The organism is Rhodobacter sp. SGA-6-6, assembly GCF_011043545.1.
Lineage (GTDB): Bacteria > Pseudomonadota > Alphaproteobacteria > Rhodobacterales > Rhodobacteraceae > Pseudogemmobacter.
The window spans coordinates 39,104-53,500 of sequence record NZ_JAAKGP010000007.1; the positions used below are offsets into that span (position 1 = coordinate 39,104).

The 14,397-nt window shown below is 68.0% G+C and carries 15 protein-coding genes; 9 read left to right on the top strand and 6 right to left on the bottom strand.

The window, feature by feature from the left end:
- The first annotated feature begins 302 nt into the window (after positions 1-302).
- Positions 303-1,196, top strand: coding sequence for an EamA family transporter RarD (gene rarD / locus G5B31_RS13765; RefSeq protein WP_165018640.1), 894 nt, complete (start codon positions 303-305; stop codon positions 1,194-1,196).
- Between the two features lie 84 nt (positions 1,197-1,280).
- Here rarD and G5B31_RS13770 read toward each other — a convergent pair whose 3' ends face one another.
- Positions 1,281-2,378 carry an anhydro-N-acetylmuramic acid kinase gene (locus tag G5B31_RS13770; RefSeq protein ID WP_165018642.1) on the bottom strand — a complete coding sequence of 366 codons (1,098 nt, stop codon included), beginning with the start codon at positions 2,376-2,378 and terminating at the stop codon, positions 1,281-1,283.
- A 57-nt stretch (positions 2,379-2,435) separates the two neighbouring features.
- On the opposite strand from G5B31_RS13770, the gene tyrS reads away from it, so the two are divergent.
- Together tyrS and G5B31_RS13780 are read left to right on the top strand one after the other, a co-directional pair.
- Entirely contained in the window at positions 2,436-3,686 is a 1,251-nt protein-coding gene (tyrS, locus tag G5B31_RS13775) for a tyrosine--tRNA ligase (protein ID WP_165018643.1), read from the top strand.
- The gene (locus tag G5B31_RS13780) at positions 3,683-4,174 is read left to right on the top strand and encodes a hypothetical protein (RefSeq protein ID WP_165018645.1); all 492 of its coding nucleotides are present in this window, start codon (positions 3,683-3,685) and stop codon (positions 4,172-4,174) included. Before tyrS ends, G5B31_RS13780 begins: the two co-directional genes overlap by 4 nt.
- 28 nt (positions 4,175-4,202) lie before the next feature.
- Here the strand turns inward: G5B31_RS13780 and G5B31_RS13785 are convergent, their stop codons facing one another.
- Positions 4,203-4,760 (bottom strand): peptidylprolyl isomerase, encoded by a 558-nt coding sequence (locus G5B31_RS13785; protein ID WP_165018647.1) that lies wholly within the window; start codon positions 4,758-4,760, stop codon positions 4,203-4,205.
- Positions 4,750-5,262 carry a peptidylprolyl isomerase gene (locus tag G5B31_RS13790; protein WP_165018649.1) on the bottom strand — a complete coding sequence of 171 codons (513 nt, stop codon included), beginning with the start codon at positions 5,260-5,262 and terminating at the stop codon, positions 4,750-4,752. Before G5B31_RS13790 ends, G5B31_RS13785 begins: the two co-directional genes overlap by 11 nt.
- A gap of 138 nt (positions 5,263-5,400) precedes the next feature.
- On the opposite strand from G5B31_RS13790, the gene G5B31_RS13795 reads away from it, so the two are divergent.
- The 6 genes from G5B31_RS13795 (at position 5,401) to G5B31_RS13820 (ending at position 12,099) form a co-directional block, all read left to right on the top strand.
- Positions 5,401-6,591 (top strand): phosphoglycerate kinase, encoded by a 1,191-nt coding sequence (locus G5B31_RS13795; RefSeq protein ID WP_165018651.1) that lies wholly within the window; start codon positions 5,401-5,403, stop codon positions 6,589-6,591.
- 89 nt (positions 6,592-6,680) lie between these two features.
- A complete protein-coding gene (locus tag G5B31_RS13800; RefSeq protein WP_165018957.1) occupies positions 6,681-7,574 on the top strand; it encodes a fructose bisphosphate aldolase in 894 nt (297 codons plus the stop codon).
- 105 nt (positions 7,575-7,679) lie between these two features.
- Entirely contained in the window at positions 7,680-7,982 is a 303-nt protein-coding gene (locus G5B31_RS13805; protein WP_165018653.1) for a septum formation initiator family protein, read from the top strand.
- A gap of 396 nt (positions 7,983-8,378) precedes the next feature.
- Positions 8,379-9,365, top strand: coding sequence for a pyruvate dehydrogenase (acetyl-transferring) E1 component subunit alpha (gene pdhA, locus G5B31_RS13810; protein WP_165018655.1), 987 nt, complete (start codon positions 8,379-8,381; stop codon positions 9,363-9,365).
- Between the two features lie 12 nt (positions 9,366-9,377).
- Positions 9,378-10,760: a pyruvate dehydrogenase complex E1 component subunit beta gene (locus G5B31_RS13815; RefSeq protein ID WP_165018657.1), complete on the top strand. Its 1,383-nt coding sequence runs from the start codon at positions 9,378-9,380 to the stop codon at positions 10,758-10,760.
- A gap of 10 nt (positions 10,761-10,770) precedes the next feature.
- On the top strand, positions 10,771-12,099 hold the full coding sequence (locus G5B31_RS13820; protein ID WP_165018659.1) for a pyruvate dehydrogenase complex dihydrolipoamide acetyltransferase: 1,329 nt from the start codon (positions 10,771-10,773) through the stop codon (positions 12,097-12,099).
- 80 nt (positions 12,100-12,179) lie between these two features.
- Here G5B31_RS13820 and G5B31_RS13825 read toward each other — a convergent pair whose 3' ends face one another.
- The 3 genes from G5B31_RS13825 to G5B31_RS13835 are packed head-to-tail and all read right to left on the bottom strand — an operon-like array spanning position 12,180 to position 14,397.
- On the bottom strand, positions 12,180-12,803 hold the full coding sequence (locus tag G5B31_RS13825) for a CDP-alcohol phosphatidyltransferase family protein (RefSeq protein ID WP_165018661.1): 624 nt from the start codon (positions 12,801-12,803) through the stop codon (positions 12,180-12,182).
- Entirely contained in the window at positions 12,800-13,747 is a 948-nt protein-coding gene (locus G5B31_RS13830) for a phosphatidate cytidylyltransferase (protein ID WP_165018663.1), read from the bottom strand. The genes G5B31_RS13825 and G5B31_RS13830 overlap by 4 nt, the downstream gene beginning before the upstream one ends.
- Positions 13,744-14,397, bottom strand: a complete 654-nt coding sequence (locus tag G5B31_RS13835; protein ID WP_165018665.1) for a lysophospholipid acyltransferase family protein — start codon at positions 14,395-14,397, stop codon at positions 13,744-13,746. The genes G5B31_RS13830 and G5B31_RS13835 overlap by 4 nt, the downstream gene beginning before the upstream one ends.

A 14,397-nucleotide genomic window follows, 5' to 3' on the forward strand; every position in this document is an offset into this window, starting at 1 on the left:
GGGCGGATGGACCATACGGCGGGATGGACCATGCGGGCGGAGGGAAAGGTCGGCGCGGGGCATCCGTCTTCCGTGCGGAGGGTGCCCGTTGCGCAGCCTCGCTTCGCTCTCTTCCTCGGCCAGCTTCGGTAGAAGGGGTGCCGGGAGACCTCTGCCCGGGATCAGGCGAGGCGCGCAGGAAGGTAGCCGGAGCTTAAGGCAGGAGCGCCGCAGGGGTCCAGCGGGCCTGCGGGGCTTCCGCCGATTGTAAGGGTGACAACTTCCCCATGGCGCTGCACCGGCGGGGCGGATATGCCCGGTGCATGACCGGGCAGACCGACAGCGGGGACACCCTTTCGGGGTTCTTCTACGGGCTTGCGGCCTATCTCCTCTGGGGGTTCCTGCCGCTTTACATGAAGGCGCTGGCGCATATCCCGCCGGTCGAGGTGATCGCGCACCGGGTGATCTGGTCGGTGCCGGTGGCGCTGATCGTGCTGGTCTGGCTGGGGCGGACGGCGGACCTGAAGGCGGCGCTGACCAATCCGCGGATGCTGGGGATGGCGGCGCTGACGGCGACGATCATCTCGGTCAACTGGGGGATCTATGTCTGGGCCATCGGCGCGGACCATGCGCTGGACGCGGCCTTGGGCTATTACATCAACCCGCTGTTCTCGATCTTCCTCGGCGCGGTGCTGCTGGGGGAACGCCTGCGCGGCATCCAGTGGCTGGCCATCGCACTGGTCTGCATCGCCGTCGGCATCCTGACCTGGGAGGCCGGGCAGTTGCCCGTCATCGCCGCGGGGCTGTTCCTGACCTGGGGCTTCTATGCCTATCTGAAACGCCGCCTGCCGATCGGCCCGAACCAGGGCTTCGCGCTGGAGGTGCTGATCCTCTTGCCCTTCGGCCTCGGCTATGCCGGCTGGCTGGCGTGGCAGGGGACGGGGCATTTCATGGCGGGTGTGCCCTTCGACACATGGATGCTGTTCGGCTGCGGCATCGTCACCGCGGCGCCGCTGATGATCTATGCCAACGGCGCCAAGCGGCTGCGGCTGTCGACCATCGCCATCATGCAATACATCGCGCCGACGATGATCTTCCTGACCGCGGTGTTCCTTTTCGGCGAGCCGTTCAGCAAGGTGAAGCTGGTGGCCTTCGGCTTCATCTGGGCGGCGCTGGTGGTCTATTCCTGGTCGGTGCTGCGGCGGGCGCGGGGGTAGGCGGCAGCGCTCGTCGTTGCATTTCATGCACTCCTCGCGGGAGTGTCCGCGCGAGGAGGAACGAAGTTCCCGACGAGCGGCGCGCTACGGCCGGCTGACCTGGCCGCCGCCGACTGCCGCGGGAACGCCGGTGGTCGAGGCGCAGGAGGTGGGCAGGCCGCGCATCACCCGCACAGCGAGGAAGGCGAAGGCCTGCGCCTCCAGCATGTCACCGTCGAGACCCGCCGCCTCCACCGGCTGGACCGGGCAGGGGAATTTCCGCGAAAGATGCCGCATCAGCGTGGCATTGTGGCGGCCGCCGCCGGTGACGAGCAGGCGGGAGATGGGCTTCGGGAAATGCTCCGCCCCCTGCGCCACCGCGGCCGCGGCGGCAGCGGTGAGGGTGGCCAGCGCCGCCTCGGTGCCGAGCGGCTTCACCGCCTGCAAGAGGCCGGCGAAATCGTTGCGGTCCAGCGACTTCGGCGGGACGCGGTAGAAATAGGGATGGGCCAGGAAGGCCTCGATCACCTGTTTCCTCACCCGGCCCTTCGCGGCGAGACTGCCACCGTCGTCCCGATCACGCCCCAGCCGCCCGCGGATCAGGTCGTCGATCGGGGCATTGGCCGGGCCGGTGTCGAAGGCCAGGAGCGCGCCGGGAACCTCGGGCGCCGGCTGCGCCGGGTCGACCCAGGTCAGGTTGCCGACGCCGCCGAGGTTGAGGAAGGCCAGTGGCTCCGTCGCGCCGATCCGCTTGGCCAGCGCGAAATGGTAGAACGGGGCCAGCGGCGCGCCCTGCCCGCCGAGCGCCACATCGGAGGAGCGGAAATCCCAGACCACCGGCCGGTCCAGCACCTGCGCCAGCAGGCTGCCGTTGCCGGCCTGGTGGGTGCCCCTGCCCTTCGGGTCATGCGCCAGGGTCTGGCCGTGGAAGCCGACCACATCGACGCCGGAGAAGCGCGACAGCAGTTCGGCATGGGCGGTCTCCACCACCTCCGCCGCCTCGGCCACGCCGGGATCTCCGGGCCAGCGACCGAGGGCGGCGCGCAGCACGGATTGCTCGGCTTGCGTATAGGGGCGGTAGGCGACAGGCCCGAACTCCTGCACCGAATGGCCGTCGGTCAGCACCATCGCGGCATCGACCCCGTCCAGCGAAGTGCCCGACATCGCCCCCAGAGCCCAGACCGGACCTTCCGCCTTCGCCATCTTCCCCTTCATCCCCTGCCCCGCTATACCGCCTGCACCTTAAAGCACGGGCAAGCCATGACCTACCATCCGAAATCCGATTTCCTGCGCGTGATGTTCGAGCGCGGCTTCGTCGCCGACTGCACCGACTATCAGGCGCTGGACGAGGCCTTGGTCAAGGGCGTGGTGCCGGCCTATATCGGCTATGACGCCACCGCGGCGTCGCTGCATGTCGGCCACCTGATGAACATCATGGTGCTGCGCTGGCTGCAGAAGACCGGTCACAGGCCGATCACGCTGATGGGCGGCGGCACCACCAAGGTGGGCGATCCCTCCTTCCGGTCCGAGGAGCGGCCGCTGCTGACGCCGGAGAAGATCGACGAGAACATCGCCGGGCTGAAGAAGGTCTTTGCGAAATACCTGTCCTACGGCGACGGGCCGACCGACGCGATCATGCTGAACAATGCCGAATGGCTGGACAGCCTGAACTACCTGGATTTCCTGCGCGACATCGGCCGGCATTTCAGCGTCAACCGGATGCTGAGCTTCGAGAGCGTGAAGTCGCGGCTGGACCGGGAGCAATCGCTGTCCTTCCTCGAATTCAACTACATGATCCTGCAGGCCTATGATTTCCTGGAAATCCACCGGCGCTATGGCTGCCTGCTGCAGATGGGCGGAAGCGACCAGTGGGGCAACATCGTCAACGGGGTGGACCTGACCCGGCGGGTGATCGACAAGGAGATCTACGGGCTGACCACGCCGCTTCTCACCACTTCGGACGGGCGGAAGATGGGCAAGTCGGCCTCCGGCGCGGTCTGGCTGAACGGCGACATGCTGAGCCCTTACGAGTTCTGGCAGTTCTGGCGCAACACCACGGATGCCGATACCGGCCGCTTCCTGAAGATTTTCACCGAGCTGCCGGTCGAGGAATGCGACCGGCTGGGCGCGCTGCAGGGGGCCGAGATCAACGAGGCGAAGGTGACGCTGGCCAATCTGGCCACCACGCTGCTGCACGGGGCCGAGGCGGCGGCGGCGGCCGAGGCGACGGCGCGCGAGGTGTTCGAGAAGGGCGGCATCGGCGACGACCTGCCGACGGTGACGCTGGCACCCGAGGAATTGGCCGAGGGCGTCGGCATCGTGCAGTTGCTGGTGCGGGCCGGGCTGGCGGGGTCGGGCAAGGACGCCAAGCGGCTGATCGCCGAGGGCGGCGCCAAGGTGAACGACGAGACCGTCACCGACGCCGGCCTGCGTTTCGGCGCCAGCGAACTGGCCGAGCCGGTGAAGCTGACCGCGGGGCGCAAACGCCACGCGCTGGTGGTGCTGGGATGATGCGGGCCGCGCTGGCGGCGCTGGCGCTGACGGCGGGCGCGGCGCAGGCCTGCCCGATGACGCTGGCGCTCTATGCGGACACCGAGACGGGGACGGAGCTGCGCATCCGCACTCCGGCGCCTTGGGAGGGGTCAGGCGGCACGATCTATTCCATCGAACTCGGGCTGCGCGACGGACGGGTGCTCTGGGGCCGGATCGGGCAGAACATGGGCACCAGCAGGGACGTGGGCCAGCTCTACTCCGGCTGCGACCGGCCGGGGCCGGACGACGGGCCGCTGTCCGAGGAAGCGGCGGAGGAGTGCCGGGCCTGGGAGGGCGTGGTCTATGCGCTGCAGGACGGCGTGGTGGCCGGCCTGCCCGGGCCGCAGGAGAAGGCGCCAGACAGCCTGATCCTGACCGACCTCGGCCGCAAGCTGCGCTATGCGGTGTTCTCCAGCCCGGGCGAGGAGCCTTGGGACCAGTTCCGCCTGCACGGCTGCGCCGAATGAGAAGAGGCCCCGAAGGGCCTCTTCCGCGTCACTTCTGGACCGTGACCCTGGTCATCACGTCGGGCGTCGCCGGCGGCTCGCCCTTGGCGACGGCGTCCACCACCTCCATGCCCTGCACCACATGGCCGACCACGGTATATTGCCCGTCCAGATGCGGCGCCGGGGCGAACATGATGAAGAACTGGCTGTTCGCGCTGTCGGGGTCCTGCGCCCGGGCCATGCCGACGATGCCGCGCTGGAACGAGACGTCCGAGAATTCGGCCGGCAGGTTCGGCATGTCGCTGTCGCCCATGCCGGCCATCGACAGGTCGCCCCCCGCCTTGCCATAGCGCACGTCGCCGGTCTGGGCCATGAAGCCGTCGATGACGCGGTGGAAGACCACGCCGTCATAGGCGCCGGATTCCGCCAACGCCACGATCTGCGCCACGTGTTTCGGGGCGTAGTCGGGCAGCAGGTCGATGACCACGGTGCCGTTGGCCTCGCCCGCGACCTCGATCACCAGGTTGGGGCCGGGGCCGTCGGGCGGGGTCTGCGCGAAGGCGGGAGAGGCCAGCAGGACGGCGGCGAGGATGAGCTTACGCAACATCGGCGGCCACCCGGACGGTGATCATGCGGTCGGGCGAAGCCGGCGGCTCGCCGCGGGTGATCTTGTCGACATGCTCCATGCCGGAAATCACCTGGCCGTAGACGGTATACTGGCCGTTGAGAAAGCTGTTCTCGCCGAAGTTGATGAAGAACTGGCTGTTGGCCGAGTTCGGGTTCTGCGACCGCGCCGCGCCGAGCGACCCGCGGGCGTGCGGGACCTTGGAGAATTCGGCCGGCAGGTCGGGATATTTCGACCCGCCCGTCCCCGCCCGGCGGGGGTTGTAGTTCGGGCTGTCCATGTTGGCGTTCTCGACATCGCCGGTCTGGGCCATGAAGCCGTCGATCACCCGGTGGAAGGCCACGCCGTCATAGGCCTTGTCGCGGGCCAGCTGCTTCATCCGCTCGACATGTTTCGGCGCTACGTCGGGCAAGAGCTGGATCACCACCTCGCCGTCCTTCAGCGTCATGATGATGGTGTTCTCGGGGTCCTTGATCTCGGCCATGGCCGCTCTCCTCGTGTCATGTCGGCGGGAAACGTAGCGGCGGGATGCCGCAAGGGGAAGGGCAAAAGCCCGTGATCGGTTGACGCGGGCGGGCGGCTTCGGTCAAACCTGCGGCCGAACGAACAGGGAGACGCGACGATGGGCTGGAACACGCTGGACGATATCGCCATGGCCGGGAAGGTGGTGCTGGCGCGCGTCGACATCAACGTGCCGATGGAGGGCGCGACCGTCACCGACACCACGCGGATCGACAAGATCAGGCCGACGGTGGAGGATATCATCGCCCGCGGCGGCAAGGTGGTGCTCTTGGCGCATTTCGACCGGCCGAAGGGCAAGGTGGTGCCGGAGATGAGCCTGTCGCGCATCCTGCCCTCGCTGGAGGCCAGCCTGGGCCGCAAGGTGGTGTTCGGCGCGGATTGCATCGGCGAGGTCGCGGCGGAGGCCATCGCCAAGGCCGGGCCGGCCGAGGTGGTTCTGCTGGAGAACACCCGCTTCCACCCCGGCGAGGAGAAGAACGACCCCGAACTGGCGAAGGCGATGGCGGCGCTCGGCGACATCTATGTCAACGACGCCTTCTCGGCCGCGCATCGGGCCCATGCCTCGACCGAGGGGCTGGCGCATCTGCTGCCGCACGCCGCCGGGCGGCTGATGGAGGCGGAGCTGAAGGCGCTGGAAGCCGCGCTCGGCACCCCTGCCCGGCCGGTGATGGCGGTGGTGGGCGGCGCCAAGGTATCGACCAAGCTGGAGCTTCTGGGCAACCTGGTGAGCAGGGTCGACCATCTGGCGATCGGCGGCGGCATGGCCAACACCTTCCTGCTGGCGCAGGGGCTGGAGGTCGGCACGTCGCTGGCCGAGCGCGACATGGCCGGAACGGCGGCGGAGATCATCGAGAAGGCCAAGGCGGCGGGTTGCAGCATCCACCTGCCGGTCGATGTGGTGGTGGCGCGCGAGTTCAAGGCGGGGGCTGCCAGCGAGATCGTCGTGGCCTCGGCCTGCCCGGCGGATGCGATGATCCTCGACGCCGGCCCCGAGACGGTGGCGCGCCTGACCGCGGTGATGGGCCAATGCGCCACGCTGATCTGGAACGGCCCGCTGGGGGCCTTCGAGATCCCGCCCTTCGACATGGCGACCAATGCGGCGGCGGCCGAGGCGGCGCGGCTGACCCGGGCCGGACGGCTGGTCTCGGTCGCCGGCGGCGGCGACACCGTGGCAGCGCTGAACGGCGCCGGCGCGGCGGAGGACTTCACCTTCATCTCCACCGCGGGCGGGGCCTTCCTCGAATGGATGGAAGGGAAGGATCTGCCGGGGGTGAAGGCGCTGATGGGCTGAGACCCGCCGTTAGCGCAAGCCGGATTGCGGGGCGCGGGCATCGAGGCTATGCCGGAGGGCAGGATTTCCCATTGCAGACAGGGTGCGCCATGGCCAATGCCGAGATGACCAGACAGATCGCCGAAGGGCGCGGCTTCATCGCCGCGCTGGACCAGTCGGGCGGATCGACCCCGAAGGCGCTGAAGCAATACGGCGTGGCCGAGACGGAATGGTCCGACGAGAAGGGCATGTTCGACCTGATCCATGCCATGCGGGTGCGGATCATCAAGTCGCCCGCCTTCACCGGCGACAAGGTGGTGGGCGCGATCCTGTTCGAGCAGACCATGGACCGCGACGTGGACGGCATCCCGACCGCCACCTATCTGTGGGAAAACCGCCATGTCGTGCCCTTCCTGAAGATCGACAAGGGGCTGGAGGCGGAGGCCGACGGCTGCCAGCTGATGAAGCCGATGCCGGGGCTGGATGGCCTGCTGGCCCGCGGGGTGAAGGCGGGGATCTTCGGGACCAAGGAACGCTCGGTGATCTCGGCGGCCAATGAAAAGGGCATCCAGGCGGTGGTGGACCAGCAGTTCGCGGTCGGCGCCCAGGTGGCGGCGCATGGGCTGATGCCGATCCTGGAGCCGGAGGTGACCATCTCGATCGCCGACAAGGCCGAGGCCGAGGCGATGCTGCGCGAGGCGATCCTGAAGGGGCTGGAGGCGTTGCCGTCCGGGCAGCAGGTGATGCTGAAGCTGTCGCTGCCGACGGTGGACAATTTCTATGCGCCGCTGGTCGATCACCCCAAGGTGCTGAAGGTGGTGGCGCTGTCGGGCGGGCATTCGCGGGCGGCGGCCAATGCGATCCTGGCGCGCAACCGCGGCATGATCGCGTCGTTCAGCCGGGCGCTGACCGAGGGGCTGTCGGCGCAGCAGAGCGATGCCGAGTTCGACGCGGTGCTGGCCGAGGCCATCGGCTCGATCCACGCGGCCTCCGTCGCCGGCTGAGGCGGTAAAAACCAGGGAATCCCGCAGGATGGGGATTCCCTTTTCGCCGCAGCCATGGCATGGTTCGCCAAAGGCCCCCGCAGAGGGGCAGGACGAGGCGGCAGAATGACCCACAAGACGGCGCGGCGCACCCTGGGCGGGTTGACCTATTTCATCCTGGCTTTCGCGCTCGGCGGCTATTTCACCTTCGCCGCGGTGCAGGGCGACTACGGCGTGTTCCGCCGGGTCGAGATCGCCGCCGAGGCCGACCAGCTGCGGGCCGAGCGCGACCGCCTGCGCACCGAACTGGCCGAGGTGCAGAACCTGACCCACCGGCTGTCGGACGCCTATCTGGACCTGGACCTCTTGGACCAGCAGGCGCGCGAGGTCCTGGGCTACATGCGCGCGGACGAGATCGTCATCCGCTGAGAGCCGACGACAGTCCGGTCTGCTTTGGCGAAGGCTTCTGCCTTCGCCATGCGATGCCATTGCCATCTGTCGGGCCGGGCCCAAAGGCCCGGCCAGCGCCCGCCCCGCCCTCGGCGGGCTTCTCGCCCGCCGGGTCGGGCGCTGGCCTCTCGGGATCTCGTGCCACCGCCGTCTCCGGGTGATATGTCCCGCACGGGCGGGGGCGAGGCAGTGCCTCGCCTTCTCCCGCCCGGCCAAGACGTCGGTTCCAGTTCCGTTCCGATCCGCCCCTCTCCGGCGCAAATCCCCCTGCGCCGGGCGCAACCCGGCACGGCAGACTTGCTTTGACTCAATGTTCCCCGATAGTATATGGATAGTTTAACGTTGAACCATTTCTTTTCCGGGGAGGAGAAGCCTATGGCGAGGAAGCCGGAGTCGAGGCCCAATGTCTCGAAGGACGAACTTCTGAAATATTACCGGGACATGCTGCTGATCCGCCGCTTCGAGGAGAAGGCCGGGCAGCTTTACGGCATGGGCCTGATCGGCGGCTTCTGCCACCTCTACATCGGCCAGGAGGCGGTGGTCGTCGGGCTGGAAGCCGCATCCAAGGAAGGTGACAAGCGGATCACCTCCTACCGCGACCACGGCCACATGCTGGCCTGCGGCATGGATGCCAAGGGGGTGATGGCGGAACTGACCGGGCGCATCGGGGGCTACTCGAAGGGCAAGGGCGGCTCGATGCACATGTTCAGCAAAGAGCGCCACTTCTACGGCGGCCACGGCATCGTCGGGGCGCAGGTGCCGCTGGGGGCCGGGCTGGCCTTCGCCGACAAGTATCTGGGCAACGACAACGTGACCTTCACCTATTTCGGCGACGGCGCGGCGAACCAGGGCCAGGTCTACGAGACCTACAACATGGCCGAACTCTGGGACCTGCCGGTGGTCTTCGTGATCGAGAACAACCAATATGCCATGGGCACCAGCATGAAGCGGGCCACCAAGTCGGAAACGCTCTATGGCCGCGGCGTGGCCTATGGCATTCCGGGCGAACAGGTCGACGGCATGGACGTGCTGGCGGTGAAGGCGGCGGGCGAGAAGGCGGTGGCACACTGCCGGGCCGGCAAGGGGCCCTATATCCTGGAGATGATGACCTATCGCTATCGCGGGCATTCGATGTCGGACCCGGCGAAATACCGCACCCGCGAGGAGGTCGAGAAGATCAAGACCGAGAAGGACTGCATCGAGCATGTGCGGGACCTGCTGACGCAGGGGGGCTTGGCCTCGGACGAGGAGCTGAAGGCCATCGACAAGGAGATCAAGGCGCTGGTGAACGAGGCGGCCGAGTTCTCGAAGGAAAGCCCGGAGCCGCCGCTGGACGAGCTCTGGACCGACATCTACGCCTGAGGGAGGAAGACCATGGCGACGCAAGTATTGATGCCCGCGCTTTCTCCGACGATGGAGGAGGGCACGCTGGCCAAATGGCTGGTGAAGGAAGGCGATGCGGTGAAATCCGGCCAGATCATCGCCGAGATCGAGACCGACAAGGCGACGATGGAATTCGAGGCGGTCGATGAGGGGACCGTCGGGAAGATCCTGGTGGCCGAGGGCACGGCGGGGGTGAAGGTGAACACCCCCATCGCGGTGCTGGTCGAGGAAGGCGAAACCGTCTCCGACGCCCCTGCTCCCGCCGCGGTGTCTGCGGCGGCCGAGAAGGGCGAGGCTCCGGCGGCGGTGGCCGCCGCCCCCGTGGCCGCGCCCCCTGCCCCGGTGCAGGCGGCGAAGGGCTGGCCGCATTCCGACGTGCCGGAAGGCGTGCCGACCAGGACCATGACGGTGCGTGAAGCCCTGCGCGAGGCGATGGCCGAGGAGATGCGGGCGGACGCATCGGTCTTCCTGATGGGCGAGGAAGTCGGCGAATACCAGGGCGCCTACAAGATCTCGCAAGGGTTGCTGGACGAGTTCGGGCCGAAGCGGGTGGTGGACACCCCGATCACCGAGATCGGCTTCGCCGGCATCGCCACCGGCGCCAGCTGGGGCGGCTTGAGGCCCATCGTCGAGTTCATGACCTTCAACTTCGCCATGCAGGCGATCGACCACATCATCAACTCGGCGGCGAAGACGCTGTATATGTCGGGCGGCCAGATGGGCAGCCCGATGGTGTTCCGCGGCCCGAACGGCGCGGCGGCGCGGGTGGGCGCGCAGCACAGCCAGGACTTCGCGGCCTGGTATGCGGCGATCCCGGGGCTGCGGGTCTGCATGCCCTATACCGCGGCGGATGCGAAGGGTCTGTTGAAATCGGCGATCCGCGATCCGAATCCGGTGGTGTTCCTGGAGAACGAGATCCTCTATGGCCGCAGCTTCGAGGTGCCGGCCGAGGGCGACTTCACCATTCCCTTCGGCAAGGCCAGCATCCTGCGCGAGGGCGCGGATGTGACGCTGGTCTCCTTCGGCATCGGCGTGTCCCACGCCTTGGCCGCCGCCGAGGACCTGGCGAAGGAGGGCATCCAGGCCGAGGTGATCAACCTGCGCACCCTGCGGCCCATCGACTACGACACGGTGCTGGCCTCGGTGCAGAAGACCAACCGCTGCGTGACAGTGGAAGAGGGCTTCCCGGTCGGCAGCATCGGCGACCACCTGGCCAGCACGATCATGCAGCGGGCGTTCGACTACCTCGACGCGCCGGTGATCACCTGCACCGGCAAGGACGTGCCGATGCCCTATGCGGCGAACCTTGAGAAACTGGCGCTGATCACCCCGGCGGAGATCGTCGCCGCGGTGAAATCGGTCTGCTATCGGTAAGGGGGAGACCATGGCGACGCAAATATTGATGCCCGCGCTTTCTCCGACGATGGAGGAGGGCACGCTGGCCAGATGGCTGGTGAAGGAAGGCGACGAGGTCAAGTCGGGGATGGTGATCGCCGAGATCGAGACCGACAAGGCGACGATGGAATTCGAGGCGGTCGATGAAGGCACCGTCGGGAAGATCCTGGTGGCCGAGGGCACGGCGGGGGTGAAGGTGAACACCCCCATCGCCGTGCTGCTGGAGGAAGGCGAGGATGCCTCGGCAATCGCCTCCTCCACCGCCTCCGGCGGGTCGTCGGCTCCGGCGAAGACCGAGGCCAAGGCGGGCGATGCGCCCGCGGCGGCTCCTGCCCCTGCTGCTGCGTCGGCTTCCGCAGCGGCACCTGCGGCCTCTGGCGGCACACGGGTCTTCGCCTCGCCGCTGGCGCGGCGGATCGCGAAGGAAAAGGGACTGGACCTCGCCGCGGTGAAAGGCTCCGGCCCGCATGGCCGGATCGTCCGGGCGGATGTCGAAGCGGCGAAGCCGGGGGCTGCGGCTCCGGCGGCAGCCGCGGCGGCGGTCCCTGCCCCGGCGGCTGCGGCGAAGCCCACTGCAGTGGCCGCGGGGATGTCGCCGGAAACGGTGCTGAAGCTCTATGCCGACCGCGACTTCGAGGAGGTCGCGCTGGACGGGATGCGCCGGACCATCGCGGCGCGGCTGACCGAGGCCAAGCAAACCATCCCGCATTTCTACCTGCGCCGCGAGGTGCGGCTGGATGCGCTGATGGCCTTCCGCGAGCAGCTGAACAAGGGGCTGGAAAGCCGCGGCGTGAAGCTGAGCGTGAACGACTTCATCATCAAGGCCTGCGCCCTGGCACTGCAGGCGGTGCCGGACGCCAATGCCGTCTGGGCCGGCGACCGCATCCTGAAGCTGAAGCCTTCGGATGTGGCGGTGGCCGTGGCGGTGGAGGGCGGGCTCTTCACTCCCGTCCTGAAGGATGCCGAGAAGAAGACCCTCTCGGCCCTGTCGGCGGAGATGAAGGACCTGGCCAGCCGGGCGAAGTCCAAGAAGCTGGCACCGCATGAGTATCAGGGCGGCAGCTTTGCGATCTCGAACCTCGGGATGATGGGGATCGAGAATTTCGACGCGGTGATCAACCCGCCGCACGGCGCTATCCTTGCGGTCGGCGCCGGGGTGAAGAAGCCGGTGGTTCTGGCGGACGGCTCGGTCGGGGTGGCGACGGTGATGTCGATGACGCTGTCGGTCGATCACCGGGTGATCGACGGGGCCCTGGGCGCGGCCTTCCTGAAGGTGGTGGTCGAGGCGCTGGAGAACCCGATCTCGATGCTGGCCTGAGGCGTGGGCGGGGGGCCAGCCCCCCGCACCCCCCGGGATATTTGGGGACAGATGAAAGGGGAGGCTTCGGCCTCTCTTTTCTATCTCGCGTTCAGGGAAGAGAGCAGCCGGGAACTGCGGCGCAGGATCGTCGCGGCGGTGCCGAGGGCGATGATCCAGAGGGTGAGGGTCATCACCCATTCGGTCGCGTAGAAGGCGGCGATGAGGCTGCCGAGGGTCAGCGCAGCCATGCGGTGCGGTTTTGCCATCGGGCCGGAGAAATCCGCCGGGAAGCCCTCGGCCCGGCCGAGTTCGCGGATATAGGCGGTGGCGACGGCCAGCGCGGCGGCGGCGAGGCCGAGCGCGGGGCAACCGGCGGCAAGGCCCGCTCCGGCGAGGAAGAGGATGTCGGCAGCGCGGTCCGGAGCCTCGTTCCAGAACGGACCAGTGGGGGCGGACCGGCCGCCCTCGATCGCCACCATGCCGTCGAGCAGGTTGCAGAGGAGCCGCAGCTGCACCGTGGCGGCGGCGAGGATCAGGCAGAGGAATTGCAGGAAACCGCCGGTGCAGCCCGCGCCCCAGTAGAGCAGGAAGCCGAGGGCGGCGAAGCCCATCGAGGCCTGCGAGATGTGGTTCGGGGTGACGCGGCTTTCCACCAGCCGCGCCGCAAGGGCCCTGGCCCAGGCGGTGTCGCGGGAATTCAGCGGGCGTCGGTTGGCGCTCATACGGCAGAATACCAGTAGCGGGTGAGGTGGAAGAAGATCGGTGCTGCGAAGATCACCGAATCCAGCCGGTCGATGAAGCCGCCATGCCCGGCGATCAGATGGCCCCAGTCCTTCACCCCCTTGTCGCGCTTGATCGCCGACATGACGAGGCCGCCGAAGAAGCCCATCAGGGTGATGACAAGGCACATGCCTGCCGCCTGGGTCAGGGTGAACGGTGTCATCCACCACAGCGAGGCGCCGATCAGCGTGGCGGACAGCGCGCCGCCGACCAGCCCCTCCCAGGTCTTCGAGGGCGAGAGATTGGGCGCGACCTTGCGGCGGCCGATCAGCTTGCCCCAGACATATTGCAGCACGTCCGACAGCTGCACCACGAAGATCAGCCAAGCGATCAGCATGACGTTGCGGCCCTCGAATCCGGGGATCTGCAGGGTCAGCAGCGCCGGGACATGGCTGATGCAGAAGACGCAGATCATCAGCGCCCATTGGGTCTCGGCCACCCGGATCAGGAAGTGCTTCGTATTGCCGTGCAGGGCCGAGACGACGGGCAGCAGCAGGAAGGCATAGACCGGCACGAAGACGGAATAGAGCCCATACCAGTCCAGCCAGATCAGCCAGTATTGCAGCGGCAGGATGACGAAGAAGCCGGCCGCCAGAGACCAGTGGTCGGCGGCGTGCTTGGCGGTCAGAGAGAGGAACTCGCGCAGGGCGGCGAAGGACAGGAGCGCGAAGAGCAGGATCACCCCGCCCCGCCCGGCGATGAAGGCGACGGAGAGAAGCGCCACCATCCCCCACCAGGCGGCGATGCGGGCGTTCAGGTTCTCGATCACCGGATCGGTGCCCTGCGGGTCGAGCCGCGCCCGCAACACCTGCCCGATCAGCGTCGCCAGCACCAGGATGCAGGCCACGCCACCGAGCAGAAGGAGCAGATGCGGAGCGCCGTTCATGCCGCCTCTCCCGACAAGGCCAGCAGGGAGGACGAGGCGCGGGCCAGGAAGGCCTCCTTGCTCTCGTTCGGGTCGAGCCGCAGCGCCGCGCCGAAGGTCAGCGTGCAGATCAGCGGCACCGGGACGACCTTGCCCTTGGGCATGACGTGGTTGAGGTTCGAGATCCAGACCGGCACCAGATCGACATTCGGCCGCATCCGGGCCAAGTGGTAGAGGCCGGACTTGAACGGCAGCAGCGGCGTCTCGCCGGAATTGCGCCCGCCCTCGGGGAACAGGATCAGCGACGATCCCTCGTCCAGCGCCGCGGCCATCTGCGCCACCGGGTCCTCGGTCCGTTCCTCGGGGCGGCGGTCGATCAGGACGGCGTTGAACACCTCGCGGCCGATGAAGGCGCGGAGGGGGGATTTCAGCCAGTAGTCCAGCGCGGCGACCGGCCGGGTGCGGGCCCGCAGCGCGGCGGGCAGCACCGTCCAGATCAGCACGAAATCGCCGTTGGAACTGTGATTGGCGAAATAGACCCGCTGCGCATAGGTCGGCTCGATCCCCTGCCACAGCGCACGGGGAGCGGTGACGAAGCGGGCGAAAAGGGTGATGGCCTTGCCGGTGGCAAGCGCTGCGGCAGAGCGGAGCGCGGCCTTCACCCCCTCCAT

Coding starts and splice junctions, on each gene's coding strand:
- G5B31_RS13770 (WP_165018642.1), bottom strand. CDS start 2,378: ATGGCGAAGGCGGAAGGTCCGGTCTGGGCTCTGGGGGCGATGTCGGGC.
- G5B31_RS13820 (WP_165018659.1), top strand. CDS start 10,771: ATGGCGACGCAAATATTGATGCCCGCGCTTTCTCCGACGATGGAGGAG.
- rarD (WP_165018640.1), top strand. CDS start 303: ATGACCGGGCAGACCGACAGCGGGGACACCCTTTCGGGGTTCTTCTAC.
- G5B31_RS13795 (WP_165018651.1), top strand. CDS start 5,401: ATGGGCTGGAACACGCTGGACGATATCGCCATGGCCGGGAAGGTGGTG.
- G5B31_RS13790 (WP_165018649.1), bottom strand. CDS start 5,262: ATGGCCGAGATCAAGGACCCCGAGAACACCATCATCATGACGCTGAAG.
- G5B31_RS13785 (WP_165018647.1), bottom strand. CDS start 4,760: ATGTTGCGTAAGCTCATCCTCGCCGCCGTCCTGCTGGCCTCTCCCGCC.
- G5B31_RS13780 (WP_165018645.1), top strand. CDS start 3,683: ATGATGCGGGCCGCGCTGGCGGCGCTGGCGCTGACGGCGGGCGCGGCG.
- G5B31_RS13805 (WP_165018653.1), top strand. CDS start 7,680: ATGACCCACAAGACGGCGCGGCGCACCCTGGGCGGGTTGACCTATTTC.
- G5B31_RS13835 (WP_165018665.1), bottom strand. CDS start 14,397: ATGGAGGGGGTGAAGGCCGCGCTCCGCTCTGCCGCAGCGCTTGCCACC.
- pdhA (WP_165018655.1), top strand. CDS start 8,379: ATGGCGAGGAAGCCGGAGTCGAGGCCCAATGTCTCGAAGGACGAACTT.
- G5B31_RS13830 (WP_165018663.1), bottom strand. CDS start 13,747: ATGAACGGCGCTCCGCATCTGCTCCTTCTGCTCGGTGGCGTGGCCTGC.
- G5B31_RS13800 (WP_165018957.1), top strand. CDS start 6,681: ATGGCCAATGCCGAGATGACCAGACAGATCGCCGAAGGGCGCGGCTTC.
- G5B31_RS13815 (WP_165018657.1), top strand. CDS start 9,378: ATGGCGACGCAAGTATTGATGCCCGCGCTTTCTCCGACGATGGAGGAG.
- G5B31_RS13825 (WP_165018661.1), bottom strand. CDS start 12,803: ATGAGCGCCAACCGACGCCCGCTGAATTCCCGCGACACCGCCTGGGCC.
- tyrS (WP_165018643.1), top strand. CDS start 2,436: ATGACCTACCATCCGAAATCCGATTTCCTGCGCGTGATGTTCGAGCGC.